We start from the raw sequence: 12177 nt of genomic DNA, 5'->3' as shown, positions 1-12177 counted from the left end.
GGGGAGGGCGCGGGACCGGGGGAGGTACGGCGACGGGGCCGCGGCGAACCTCGCCGCGGCCCCGTCGACCGGTCGCTAGCTCTCCTTGATCCCGTCCAGCAGGCCCCGCCAGGCGGCCGGCGTCAGCACCAGGGCCGGCCCGGAGGGGTCTTTCGAGTCGCGCACCGCGCGCAGGTCGCTGGACAGGGCCGCCATCTCGACGCACTGGTCTCCGCTTCCGCTGCGGGACGACTTGCGCCAGACGGCCAGGGTGAGTTCGCGCTGGAGGTGGGTCACAGGCTGCTCCTTGCTGCCTTGGCTATGAGGTGCGCGGACTCCTCGGGGGACAGGGCTCGCTTCGCGATGCGTTCGAAGCGATCCCTATGTTTTGCTATTTCCTCGGCGCTCTCGAGGTAAACGTCGCCCATAGTGCCCTCGACGTAGGCGATATCGGGGTCTGCCGGGTCCGGATACGACAATATGGTGAAACGTCCGTCCAAGCCCGCATGCGCCGCTGCTGTGTAGGGGAGTACCTGGATGGTCACGGATGGGCGGATCTCCGCGGCGGTGGCGAGGACGTTCAGCTGGGCCCGCATCACCTCCTCGCCGCCGATCGGGCGGTGCAGCACCGCCTCATCGAAGATCACCTCCAGGCGCGGCGCGTCGGCGCGGTCCAGCAGCGCCTGGCGGATCTTGCGGGCGGCGATGCGGCGCTCGATCTCCTCGTCCGAGGGCAGCAGCCGGCCCGCGGTGATCACCGCGCGGGAGTAGTCCTCGGTCTGCAGCAGGCCGTGCACGAGCTGCGGGTCCCAGGTGCGGATGTGGGAGGCCTCGTCCTCCAGCGCGACATAGCTGCCGGCGAAGACGTCCTGGTAGGCGGTCCACCAGCCGCGCTGCCCGGCCTGCCGGGCCAGGGTGATGAGCGCGTCGCGGTCCGGGCTCGGCACGCCGTAGAGGTCGAGGATGTCGGCGATGTCGCCGGGTTTGGGGCGGGTCTGGCTGGTTTCCAGGCGGGAGACGGTGGCTCTCGACCAGTCGAGCCGGTCCGCCACTTCCTGCAGTGTCAGGCCCTGCTCCTCGCGCAGCTTGCGGAGCTCCCTGGCGAGTCGTCGGCCACGGACGGTGGGGCGGTAGGTCATGGGAGTGGAGTCTTTATCACTCCCGGCGCCCGTCACAACGCGATTGACGAACCCGGCAGGAAGGTCAGAGCAATTCCGGGAAGGGTGTTGCGTTTGTGAGAATCTCAGGAGACTCTTGGATCCGTGATCGGTCGTCAACCGAGAGTGACGACCGGTCGCCCCGCCCGCCCTTCGCATTCGCACCAGTACCGCGGGAGGAACCGTGAAGACCACGCCAGCCGATCTGACGGCGGAGACCATGGCCCACGCCATGGCGGGCCGCGACCCGGCCCGGCGCGACGGCGTGCCCGGCTGGGTGTGGGCCCTGCCGGGCGGCCCCGGAGGCGCCGGGTACGCCCGCCGCGTCCTGCGCGACGCCCTCGCCTCCCTCGGCGTCCCGCCCACCGGGGCGGACGACGCCCGGCTCATGGTGAGCGAGCTGGCCACCAACGCCCACCAGCACGCCGGCGAGCACGGCCCGCACGAGCTGTGGCTCTACATGGGCGACGGGACGGCGGGCGAACTGCGGTGCGCCGTCTTCGACACCTACGGCGACGTCGGCCTGCCCGGGTACTCCTGGACGTCCGGCGACTGCGGGCGCGGGCTCAGCATCGTCCACGAGCTGTCCCTCGGACGCTGGGGCCTGCGGCGGACCCTCTCCCGCCTCGGGCCGCCCGTCCGCGGCAAGGCCGTCTGGTTCGCCGTCCCGGGGACCGTCGAGACGCCTCGCGGCTAGCCCGCGCCGGCCCGCGGCCGGTCCTCCCGGGGCTTCTCCAGGGCGGGGCCGATGTCGCTGACCAGCGCGAGCAGCGACCGGGTGAGCAGCGTGCGCACCTGGTCGCGGTCGAGGGTCTTCTCCTGGAGCCACTGGCGCGTCGCCGCGTCCGCGAGCCCGGAGTAGGCGCGCAGCACGGCCCGCAGCGTCTCGGTCGGCTCGGCCACGCGCAGCACGGCCAACATGTGCTCGACCGTCTCGTCCCGGAACCGGTTGACGATGCGCAGGAGTTCGGGGTCCTGCCCGAACCCCTCGGCGTCGAGCGCGGCGAACCACGTGGTCGCGTTGCGCTCGGCGGTGTCGAGGAACAGGTTGACGAGCAGGTCGACCGCCTCGGGCAGCGCCAGCCGCTCGTCCGGCGGCGGGGCCTGCATCGCGGCCGAGGCCGTCAGCCCCTGGACGACCTTGAGGAACAGCTCCCGCTTCGTCCCGAAGTAGTAGTGGATCAGGCCGCGCTGCACGCCGGTCTCCCGCGCGATCGCGGCCGTGGACACCTCGGCGTACGGCAGCTCGGTGAACATCCGCCGCGCGACGTCCAGGATCTGGGCGCGCCGCTCGTCCGGGGACAGGCGCTGGTAGCTCACCGCGACAGCCTATTCTGTGGGCGGCCGGCGCCGTGCGGCCGCGACCGATCCGCCGCTCGTCGGCGTGCCGTGGCGCCGCGCCGGCGGCGCCTCCGGGAGGCTCGTCGCCGACGACCAGGAGGGACGGCACAGGTGACCGCTGCGGAGAAGACGCTCGTGATGTACGGGGACGGCGCTCGGGAGGCCGCGCGCCGGATGCTGCCGAACCTGCCCGACGGGTGCTTCGGCCCGATCGCCGCCGACCGGCTGCGGGAGGCGGTCGAGGACGGGCTCGCACAGGTCGTCCTGGTCGCCCGCATGGAGGACCAGGCCGCCTTCCTCGGCGGCGCCGCGGGCCTGCTGGAATCGATCACGCTGGACATGGACTGCGGTCCCTCCCTGGCCGGCCGGGTGGCGCAGGCCCCGGCCGTCCGGGACGTCTACGGGCTGTGGGAGGCCGCGGGCAAGCTCGGCCCCTGCGGGCGCGAGCTGTGCCGCAGGACGGCCGGGGGCCTCGAACGCCTCGCCGCCGAGGCGTCGGGGGCCGCGGCCAGCCCGGTCGCGGCCCAGGTGGTGCTCCTGGACGCGGCGGGGGAGCGCATGGTCGGCATGTACGGGCGGATGGCCCGATAGCGATGCTGACGGTCGTCGGCCGCGACGGAACGCCCCTCTCGGAAGAGGCCAAGGCGGCCCTGGAAAGTGCCACGCTGGTCATAGGAGCCCCAGCTCACCTGGACGGGCTGCCCATGGCGACGGACGCGCGCACGGTCGCCACCACGGAGTTCGCCGAGGCACTGGAAGGCGTCGATGTCTCCAAGGAGGACGTCGTCCTCGTCGTGAACGGCGACCCCGGCTACTTCGGAGTCGTCCGCGAACTGCTCGAACAGGGCCACGCGCCAGAGACGTTCCCCGCGACGACCCTGGTGGCGCGTGCTTTCGCCCAAGCAGGACTGCCCTGGGACGACGCTCTGGTCGTCTCCGCCAAGGACGGGCACCTGAGACAGGCCGTCAACGCATGCCGCGCCCACCCGAAAGTGGCCGTCCTGACGGAGCCGGGGGCAGGACCGTCCGAACTGGCGCGGGCGCTGTTCCCCGTCACGCCGCGCTCGTTCGTGGTCTGCGAAGACCTGGGCGGGCCCAAGGAGCGGATCGTCTACGTCCGCCCAGCGGAGGCGACCACCCGCCCATGGAACGACCCCGAGGTCGTGCTCGTCCTGGACAACCGCCACGCGCTGGGAGAAGCGAGCTGGGTGTCCGGGCCCGTGCCCGCCCCCGCCGGATGGGCGCTCCCGGCGGAGGCCTTCGGCGACGGACCCGGCCCGCGCCCCGAGGTGCGCGCCTTCGTCCTGGCCAAGCTCGGCCCGAGGGTGGGCGACATGGTGTGGGACGTGGAGTCCGGCGACGGCTCGGTCGGCATCGAGTGCGCCCGCTTCGGCGCCGCCGTCGTCGCCGTCGACCGCGACCACTCCGCGTGCGCCCGGGTGCGGGAGAACGTCCGCCTGCACGGGGTCAAGGTCGCGATGGCGTCGGGCGACGTCCGGTCCAGCGCCGAGCACCTTCCGCGGCCCGACGCCGTCTTCCTCGGCCGCGGCGGGCCGGAGGCCGTGCGGGTCTGCGCGGGGCTCCGGCCGTCCCGGATCGTCGTGCTCGCCACGGCCGGCGAGGCTCAGGCCATACTGGACGAACTGGGCGGGCAGGGCTTCGCCGCCGACGCCGTCCGGCTCCAGGCCGCCCCGCTGACCCCGCGGGGCGAGGCCCCGGAGCCAGTGATCGTCGTCTGGGGCGAGCGCGACGCCCGCACCCCCGCGGAGCGGCCGTCCCGGACGGGCCGCCCCGTCGAGACCATCCCCGCGTTGCCCGGAGTTGTGGAGGAGCGCAGTTGACCGTCCGCCGGCCCCACCCGATCGAGGTGCGCTCGTATGAGGTCCTCCGGTCCCGCGTCGACCTGTCCCCGATGCCGCCGCTGTGGCGGGCGGTGGCCGAGCGGGTCATCCACGCCACCGCCGACCTGGAGTACGCGGTGGACCTGGTGACCACCGAGGAGTCCCTCGCCCAGGGCTGGGCCGCGCTGCGCGCCGGGGCGCCGATCGTCACCGACGAGGGCATGGCCGCCGCCGGGATCAGCGCCCGCGAGGCGGTCTGCCACGCCGCCGACCCGGCCGCCGCCCGGATGGCGCGCGCCGCCGGCATCACCCGGTCGGCCGCGGCCGTCCGGCTGTCGTACTCGGAGGTGGGGCCGGGGGCGGTCTGGGTGGTCGGCTCCGCGCCCGAGGCCGTCTTCGAGATCATCGCCCGCCGGGTGAGCCCCGCCCTGGTGATCGGGATGCCGGTCGGATTCGTCGGCGCCTGCGAGGCCAAGGAGGCCCTGCGCGCGAGCGGGCTGCCGCAGCTCAGCAACGTCTCGGAGAAGGGCGGGTCGGCGGTCGCGGCCGCCGCCGTCAACGCGCTGCTCTACCACGAGGCGGAGCGGCCGTGACCGGGCCCGCCGAGATCGACCTGCGCCACCACGGCGACACCGAGGTCGGCGACGGCCTCGCCGACTTCGCCGTGAACGTCCGCACCGGCACGCCCCCCGCGTGGCTGGCCGAGCGGATCCGCGCGTCCGTCGACGACCTCGCCGCCTACCCCGACCCCCGCCCGGCCCGCAAGGCGGTCGCCGCACGGCACGGCAGGTCCGTCGAGGAGGTGCTGCTCACCGCCGGGGCCGCGGAGGCGTTCGTGCTGCTCGCGCGGGTGCTCACCCCGCGCCGCGCCGTGGTGGTGCACCCCCAGTTCACCGAGCCGGAGGCGGCGCTGCGGGCCGCCGGGCACGAGGTGGAGCGGGTGATCCTGGAGGGCGACTTCACCCTCGGCCCGCGGGCGGTCCCGGACGGCGCCGACCTCGTCGTGATCGGCAATCCGACCAACCCGACCTCGGTCCTGCACCCGGCCGCCGCGCTCGCCGCCCTGGCCGCCCCCGGACGGACGGTCGTGGTCGACGAGGCGTTCATGGACTGCGTCCCGGGAGAACCGGAGAGCCTCGCCGCCCGGCTGCCCCCCGGAGTGGTGGTGATCCGCTCCCTGACCAAGACGTGGGGGCTCGCGGGGCTCCGCGCCGGGTACGTCCTGGCCGACCCCCACCTGATCGGACGGCTGGCGGAGGCGCAGCCGCTGTGGGCGGTGTCCACGCCCGCGCTCGCCGCCGTCGAGGCGTGCTCCACCCCCGAGGCCGTCGCCGAGGGCGAGGCGTGGGCCGTCGAGCTCGCCGCCGAACGCGACCGGCTGGCCGCGGAGCTGTCGGCACGGGGCCTGTACGTCGTGCCGGAAGCGCGCGCGTCGTTCGTGTGCGTCCGCCTGCCGGACGCCCTGGGCATCAGGGCCCTGCTCAGGCAGCGCGGCTACGCCGTCAGGCGCGGAGACACCTTCCCAGGGCTCGGCCCAGACTGGCTGCGGATCGCCGTGCGCGACCGTCCGTCCAACGACCGGCTCCTGGACGTGCTCGGCGAGCTGGGCATCTGACCCCCCGAAAGGACACCATGAACCTGATCGAGGAGACCGTCGCCTCCATCGCCCCCCTGGACGAGACGGCCGTACGGGACGCCCGCGACCTGCAGGCCCGGCTCACCAAGCCGCCCGGGTCCCTCGGCGTCCTGGAGGAGGTGTCGGTCCGTCTCGCCGGGCTCGCCGGGCAGTGCCCGCCGCCCCTGCCCGAGCCCGCCGCCGTCGCCGTGTTCGCCGCCGACCACGGCGTCCACGCCCAGGGCGTCACCCCGTGGCCGCAGGAGGTCACGGCGCAGATGGTGGCCAACTTCCTGGCGGGCGGCGCCGTCGTCAACGCGTTCGCCGCCCAGGTCGGCGCAGCCGTCACGGTCGTCGACATCGGCGTCGCCGCCGAGCTGGAGGAGGCCCCCGGCCTGCTCCAGCGCAAGATCGCGCCGGGCACCGCCGACATGACGGCCGGGCCCGCGATGACCGCCGGGCAGGCCCGGCGCGCCGTCGAGACGGGGATCGAGATCGCCCGTGACCTCCACGGGCAGGGCGCCCGGTGCCTGCTCACCGGCGACATGGGGATCGCCAACACCACCGCGTCCGCCGCGCTGATCGCCGCGTTCACCGGCCTGCCGCCCGAGCGGGTCACCGGCCGGGGGACCGGCATCGACGACGCCACCCACGCCCACAAGGTCGAGGTGGTGCGCGCCGCCCTCGACCGGCACGGCCTGCGGGAAGGGCACGGCCGGCCGCCGATGGAGGTCCTCGCGGCGGTCGGCGGGCTGGAGCACGCGGCGATCGCCGGGTTCGTCCTCGGCGCGGCGGCCCTGCGCGTCCCCGTCGTCCTCGACGGCGTGATCGCCGGAGCGGCCGCCCTGGCCGCCGCCGCGCTGTGCCCGGACGCCCTCGGCGCGTGCGTCGCCGGGCACCGCTCCGCCGAGCCCGGCCACGGCGCCGCCGTCGAGTTCCTCGGCCTGCGGCCGCTGGTCGACCTGGAGCTGCGGCTCGGCGAGGGGACCGGCGCCCTCCTGGCGCTGCCACTGGTCCAGGGCGCGGCGCGGGTCCTGCGCGAGGTCGCCACGTTCGACTCCGCCGGGGTGAGCGAGAAGGGCGCCGGGCGGCCGTAACGACGCGATCACGGAAGAAGTCACGCTCGGCTATCGAACGGGCGAGGCCCCTCTCCACGGACTCCCCGAGCCGAGTACCTTTGTTCCACAAAGAGAGCGTCCGCCACCCGCGTCCGAGAGATCCACCGTGCCCCCGTACCTGCTAGGCCTGCGACTCGGCGGGCGACGCGTCCTCGTCGTCGGCGGAGGGCGGGTCGCCCAGCGCCGCGTGCCCGCCCTGCTGGACGCGGGCGCCGAGGTGGTCCTCGTGTCCCCCGCGGTCACCGCCACCCTGGAGGGCCTCGCCGAGCGCGGCCGGATCACCTGGCACCGGCGGGGCTACCGGCGCGGCGACTGCGCGGGCGCCTGGCTGGTGCAGGCCGTCACCGACGACGCCAAGGTCAACGGCGACGTGGTGGCGGAGGCCGACGCCGCGCGCATCTGGTCCGTCCGGGCCGACGACGCCGAGTCCTCCCCGGCCTGGACGCCCGCCAGCGGGCACGCGGGCGACGCCACCGTCGGGGTGCTGCTCGGCGGCGACCCGCGCCGCGCCGCCGGCATCCGCGACGCGGTGGTGGAGGGCCTGCGCGACGGCGCCCTGGAGTCCCGGCACTCCCGGAGCAAGCCCGCGGGCGTCGCGCTCGTCGGCGGCGGTCCGGGCGACCCGGGCCTGATCACCGTGCGCGGGCGGCAGCTGCTCGCCATGGCCGACGTCGTCGTCGCCGACCGCCTCGCCCCCGGCGGGCTGCTGGACGAGCTCGCCGCCGACGTCGAGGTCATCGACGCCGCCAAGATCCCCTACGGCCGGACGGTCACCCAGGACCGCATCAACGAGTCCCTGGTCGAGCACGCGCGGCGGGGCCGCTTCGTCGTCCGGCTCAAGGGCGGCGACCCGTTCGTGTTCGGGCGCGGCGGCGAGGAGGCCCTGTACTGCGCCCGCCACGGCGTCCCCGTCACGGTCGTCCCCGGCATCACCAGCGCGGTCGCCGTTCCGTCGGCCGCGGGCATCCCGGTCACCCACCGGGGCGTCGCGCAGGAGTTCCACGTCGTCTCCGCCCACGTCCCTCCCGGGCACCCCGACTCGACCGTCGACTGGGAGGCGCTGGCCCGCGCGAACGGCACGATCGTCCTGCTCATGGCGGTGGAGCGGATGGCGCTCATCGCGGCGGCCCTCATGCGCTATGGTCGGTCGTCCGGAACGCCGGTGGCCGTGGTGCAGGACGGCACCCTTCCCGGCCAGCGGGCGCTGACGGCGACGCTGGGCACGGTGGCCGACGAGATGGCCGCCGGAGATGTCCGGCCCCCGGCGATCGTGGTCGTGGGCGACGTGGTCAACGTGGCACGAGAGATCGACATGATTCGAGCGGACTTGGGACGGGATCCGTGACACCCCCCGCAGAGCAGAGCACGGTCCACGACGAGGAGGCCGGCGCCGGCTCGGGCCGGGCCGGCGAGCCCGCCCCCGACGAGGCCGCGGCGTCCGGCGAGACCACGGGCGGCGAGGACGCGTCCGGGAAGGACCCGGAAGGCCCCGGCGCGGCGGCCGGGAAGCAGACCTCCGAGAAGGGCGCTGCCGACGACGACGCGGCGCCCGAAGGCGAGGCGGCCGACGACGAGGCCGGTAGCGGCGAGAAGGCCGAGGCCAGGCCCAGGCGCGGACGGCGCCGCGCCCCCAAGGCCGGGGCGACCGTCAACCGCGCCGAGCTGGTCCGCGCCCTGACCGCGCTGCGCGAACAGCTCGGCGCGTTCGACCTCCTGCTGGACGTCCCCGGCGTCGAACAGGCCCGCGAGGCCCGCGACGAACTGCGCGCCCAGCTCGTCGACTACGTCCTGCCGCGCGTCCAGGCGTCCGGCGCCCCCATGCTCGTGGTGCTCGGCGGCTCCACCGGCGCGGGCAAGTCCACCCTGGTCAACACGCTCGTCGGCGCCCGCGTCAGCGCGACCGGCGTGCTGCGCCCCACCACCAGCAGCCCGATCCTCGTCTGCCACCCCGACCACGTCCGGTGGTTCATGGAGGGGCCGATGCTGCCCGGCATGGGACGGGTCCGCGGCCCCGCGCCCGACGCCATCGCGGGCGACCAGCTGGTCATCATCGCCAGCGACGTCCTGCCGCCCGGCCTCGCCCTCCTCGACAGCCCCGACTTCGACTCCGTCTTCGAAGACCACTACGAGTTCGCGACCAAGCTGATGGCCGCCGCCGACCTGTGGCTGTGCGTCACCACCGCCGCCCGCTACGCCGACGCCCAGGTCTGGCAGATGCTCCAGCGCGCCAAGGAGAACGGCGCCACGATCGGCGTCGTGCTGTCGCGCGTCCCGCAGGGCGCGGGCGCCGGCGGCGGCGAGATCGTCGAGCACTTCGCCGAGATGCTGGACGAGCACGAGGTCGGCGACGCGCGCCGCTTCACCATCCCCGAGACCCGGATCGAGGAGAGCCGCCTCCCCGAGGAGACCGTCGAGGACATCCGCGACTGGCTGACCGGCGTCGCCGAGGACACCGAGGACCGCGAGATCGTCGTCAGCGACACCCTCGCCGCCGTCCTGGACAGCTTCCGCACCCGCGTCCCCGAGCTCGCCCGGCAGGTCGAGGCGCAGGTCGAGCGGCGCACCGAGCTGGCCAGGGAGGTCGAGGCCGGGTACGGCACCGCCCTCGCCGAACTGGACGAGGCCACCCGCAACGGCTCGCTGCTGCGCGGCGAGGTGCTGGCCCGCTGGCAGGACTTCGCCGGCACCGGCGACCTGCTGCGCGCCCTGCACGTCCAGCGATCCCGGCGCGGCCGCGCCGCCAGCCGCCGCCACCGCAGCCCGGCCCGCGTCCGCGCCCTCAAGGCGGCGCTGCGCAGCGGCCTCGAATCGCTCATCATGGCGTCCGCCGAGCACGGCGCGGAGCAGGTCATGGCCCGCTGGCGCGAGCACCCGGCGGGCGCCCAGGTGCTCGCCGGCGCCGACGCCGGCCTCGGGCACGTCTCCCCGGAGCTGTCGCGGCGCGTCACCCGGGCCGTCAGCGCCTGGCAGGACCACGTCCAGGAGCTGATCCGCACCCAGGGCGTCACCAAGCGCTCCGTCGCGAAGCTGGTCTCGTTCGACACCGAGGCGGTCTCGCTCGTCCTGACGATCGGCCTGCTCGGGTACGGGACGTCCGACGTGGCCGTGGAGGGCGGCAACAGCGCCGTCCCGCAGCGGCTGCTGAAGGCCCTGTTCGGCGCCGAGTCCCTGCGCGGCATGGGCGCCAAGGCCCGCGCCGACCTGCGCAGCCGCATCGGGATGCTGTTCGACGAGGAGGCCATCCGCTTCGGGCAGGTGCTCGACTCCGCCGGCATCCCCGACGAGACCGTCCCCGTCCAGCTGTACCAGGCCACCTACAACCTCGAGGTTGCCCGATGACCACCTCGGCCATCCCCGCGAACTCCACGGCGGGAACCGGCGAGACCCCGCTCCCCGGCATGCCCGAAGCCGCTCCCCCCGCCGAGCCCGCCGGCCCGCCCGGACTCGTCGAGCGCCTCGACGGGCTCGACCGGCTCGTCCAGGCCGGCCTCGGACGGCTCGACCAGCCCGTCCTGGACGACGCCGGAGCGCTGCTGCGGCGCGCCGGCCAGCGGCTGCGGCTGTCGGGCGACCACACCGTCGTCACCCTCGCGGGCGGCACGGGCAGCGGCAAGTCCTCCCTGTTCAACGCCATCTGCGGGCTCGAACTGTCGCCCACCGGGATGCGCCGCCCGATGACGTCGAAGGCCCACGCGTGCGTCTGGGGGCTGGACGGCGCGGGCCCCCTCCTCGACTGGCTCGACGTCGACAAGCGCCACCGCTACGCCCGCGCCAGCGCCCTCGACCTGGAGCGCGCCGAAGCCACCCTGCAGGGCCTCGTCCTGATCGACCTGCCCGACCACGACTCGATCCAGGCGATGCACCGCGCCGAGGTCGACCGGTTCGTCACCATCGCCGACCTGCTGGTCTGGGTCGTCGACCCGCAGAAGTACGCCGACGCCGCCCTGCACCGCAACTACATCGTCCCGTTCGCCCGGCACGCCGGCGTCACCCTGATCGTCCTCAACCAGGTCGACCGGCTCGCCCCCCACGAGATCGACGACTGCGTCGCCGACCTGCGCCGCCTGCTGGAGGCCGAGGGGCTCGCCGACCCGCGGATCGTCACCACCTCCGCGGTCGCCGAGGACGGCGTGCACGGCTTCCGCGACACCCTCGTCGAGACCGTCGCCGCCCGCCGGGCCCGCACCGAGCGGCTGACGGCCGACGTCGACCGCGCCGCCGAGCGGTTCACCGCCTACCGCTTCGACGCCGAACCGCCCGTCACGGTCGACGACGGCCGCAAGGCCGAGCTCCTGCAGTCCCTCACCGACGCCGCGGGCGCGCCCGCCGTCGCCGAGGCCATGGAGAGCGCCTACGAGCTGCGCGCCGCCGACTTCATCGGCTGGCCCGTCACCGCCATGGTCACCCGGCTGCGCTCGGACCCGCTGCGCCGGATGCGCCTCACCGAGCTCCGCGAGGAACTGCGCAACGCCTTCACCGGGCCGATCGGCGCCCAGCAGGGCGACGTGGACAACGCCCTCCAGAACGTCGCCGAGGGCGTCACCGCCGAGCTTCCGCCGCACTGGGGCCGCTCCGTCCGCGCCGCGGCCCGCTCCCACGCCGCCGAGATCCCCGAGGCGCTCGGCGAGTCCCTCAAGGAGGCCCTGCCCACGTTCAACGTGGTGCCGCGCTGGTGGTGGCTGGTCAAGACCTGGCAGTACTTCCTCGTCCTGGTCGCCGCCCTCAGCGTCGTGTGGATCGGCTTCCTCGTCGCCTACGGCCTGCTCGACCTCGGCGGCGACGACCCGGACGGCCTCATCGGCCAGGCGGGCCTGATCCCCTACGTCGCCATCCTGGTCGTCTGCACGCTCGGCATGGGCTGGCTCACCGCGTCCGCGTGCCGCAACATGGTCGCGCTGTCGTCCGCCAGGCACGGCGAGAAGATGGAGCAGCACATGCGCCAGGGCATCGAGCGCGTCGCCCGCGAGAAGGTGATCGTCCCCATCGAGGAGGACCTGGAGGTCTACGCCCGCTTCCGCCGGGACGTCGACGTCGCCCTCGGCCGCGGCTGAGTTATCCACAGTTCCGCGACCGCGGGCGCCGCCCTGCGCGTCTGAGCCACCGTTGTCCTCGTACGCGAGACAACG

The 12177-nt window shown here is 74.8% G+C and carries 12 protein-coding genes; 9 read left to right on the top strand and 3 right to left on the bottom strand.

The genetic code is table 11. The annotated features are described in order from the left end of the window. Positions 1 to 75: 75 nt before the first annotated feature. Both ABWI04_RS00380 and ABWI04_RS00375 read right to left on the bottom strand, forming a co-directional pair. On the bottom strand, positions 76 to 276 hold the full coding sequence (locus tag ABWI04_RS00380; RefSeq protein ID WP_089309643.1) for a DUF397 domain-containing protein: 201 nt from the start codon (positions 274 to 276) through the stop codon (positions 76 to 78). After that, positions 273 to 1118 (bottom strand): helix-turn-helix domain-containing protein, encoded by an 846-nt coding sequence (locus tag ABWI04_RS00375; protein ID WP_345175797.1) that lies wholly within the window; start codon positions 1116 to 1118, stop codon positions 273 to 275. Before ABWI04_RS00375 ends, ABWI04_RS00380 begins: the two co-directional genes overlap by 4 nt. Positions 1119 to 1320: 202 nt before the next feature. On the opposite strand from ABWI04_RS00375, the gene ABWI04_RS00370 reads away from it, so the two are divergent. After that, positions 1321 to 1833: an ATP-binding protein gene (locus tag ABWI04_RS00370; protein ID WP_345175795.1), complete on the top strand. Its 513-nt coding sequence runs from the start codon at positions 1321 to 1323 to the stop codon at positions 1831 to 1833. On the opposite strand, the gene ABWI04_RS00365 is transcribed toward ABWI04_RS00370, so the two are convergent. Beyond that, complete coding sequence (locus ABWI04_RS00365) at positions 1830 to 2456, bottom strand: TetR/AcrR family transcriptional regulator (protein WP_345175792.1); 627 nt, start codon at positions 2454 to 2456, stop codon at positions 1830 to 1832. The genes ABWI04_RS00370 and ABWI04_RS00365 overlap by 4 nt on opposite strands. A 132-nt stretch (positions 2457 to 2588) precedes the next feature. Between ABWI04_RS00365 and ABWI04_RS00360 the strand changes: the two genes are divergently transcribed. From ABWI04_RS00360 to ABWI04_RS00325, 8 genes are all read left to right on the top strand, one after another. Beyond that, a complete protein-coding gene (locus ABWI04_RS00360) occupies positions 2589 to 3068 on the top strand; it encodes a hypothetical protein (protein WP_353830960.1) in 480 nt (159 codons plus the stop codon). Between the two features lie 2 nt (positions 3069 to 3070). Further along, the gene (cbiE, locus tag ABWI04_RS00355; protein ID WP_345175788.1) at positions 3071 to 4318 is read left to right on the top strand and encodes a precorrin-6y C5,15-methyltransferase (decarboxylating) subunit CbiE; all 1248 of its coding nucleotides are present in this window, start codon (positions 3071 to 3073) and stop codon (positions 4316 to 4318) included. Then, positions 4315 to 4911, top strand: coding sequence for a precorrin-8X methylmutase (locus tag ABWI04_RS00350; protein ID WP_345175786.1), 597 nt, complete (start codon positions 4315 to 4317; stop codon positions 4909 to 4911). Before cbiE ends, ABWI04_RS00350 begins: the two co-directional genes overlap by 4 nt. Next, positions 4908 to 5933 carry an Rv2231c family histidinol phosphate aminotransferase CobC gene (cobC, locus tag ABWI04_RS00345; protein ID WP_353830959.1) on the top strand — a complete coding sequence of 342 codons (1026 nt, stop codon included), beginning with the start codon at positions 4908 to 4910 and terminating at the stop codon, positions 5931 to 5933. The genes ABWI04_RS00350 and cobC overlap by 4 nt, the downstream gene beginning before the upstream one ends. Positions 5934 to 5950: 17 nt before the next feature. Continuing rightward, a complete protein-coding gene (cobT, locus tag ABWI04_RS00340; protein WP_345175783.1) occupies positions 5951 to 7030 on the top strand; it encodes a nicotinate-nucleotide--dimethylbenzimidazole phosphoribosyltransferase in 1080 nt (359 codons plus the stop codon). A gap of 127 nt (positions 7031 to 7157) precedes the next feature. After that, positions 7158 to 8396, top strand: a complete 1239-nt coding sequence (gene cobA / locus ABWI04_RS00335; RefSeq protein ID WP_353830958.1) for a uroporphyrinogen-III C-methyltransferase — start codon at positions 7158 to 7160, stop codon at positions 8394 to 8396. Beyond that, on the top strand, positions 8393 to 10390 hold the full coding sequence (locus ABWI04_RS00330; protein WP_353830957.1) for an AAA family ATPase: 1998 nt from the start codon (positions 8393 to 8395) through the stop codon (positions 10388 to 10390). Before cobA ends, ABWI04_RS00330 begins: the two co-directional genes overlap by 4 nt. Beyond that, entirely contained in the window at positions 10387 to 12102 is a 1716-nt protein-coding gene (locus tag ABWI04_RS00325; protein ID WP_345175777.1) for a GTPase family protein, read from the top strand. Before ABWI04_RS00330 ends, ABWI04_RS00325 begins: the two co-directional genes overlap by 4 nt. Positions 12103 to 12177: the final 75 nt, after the last annotated feature.

Origin of the sequence: Actinomadura sp. NPDC000929 (assembly GCF_040492065.1) — a bacterium.
Lineage (GTDB): Bacteria > Actinomycetota > Actinomycetes > Streptosporangiales > Streptosporangiaceae > Spirillospora > Spirillospora verrucosospora.
The sequence above is the reverse complement of the archived record's forward strand: the minus strand, read 5'-3'. Positions and strand labels throughout refer to the sequence as shown.

Excerpts from the sequence above, each read along its gene's own strand:
- ABWI04_RS00375 (WP_345175797.1), bottom strand. The coding sequence starts at position 1,118 with ATGACCTACCGCCCCACCGTCCGTGGCCGACGACTCGCCAGGGAGCTC.
- cbiE (WP_345175788.1), top strand. The coding sequence starts at position 3,071 with ATGCTGACGGTCGTCGGCCGCGACGGAACGCCCCTCTCGGAAGAGGCC.
- cobT (WP_345175783.1), top strand. The coding sequence starts at position 5,951 with ATGAACCTGATCGAGGAGACCGTCGCCTCCATCGCCCCCCTGGACGAG.
- ABWI04_RS00325 (WP_345175777.1), top strand. The coding sequence starts at position 10,387 with ATGACCACCTCGGCCATCCCCGCGAACTCCACGGCGGGAACCGGCGAG.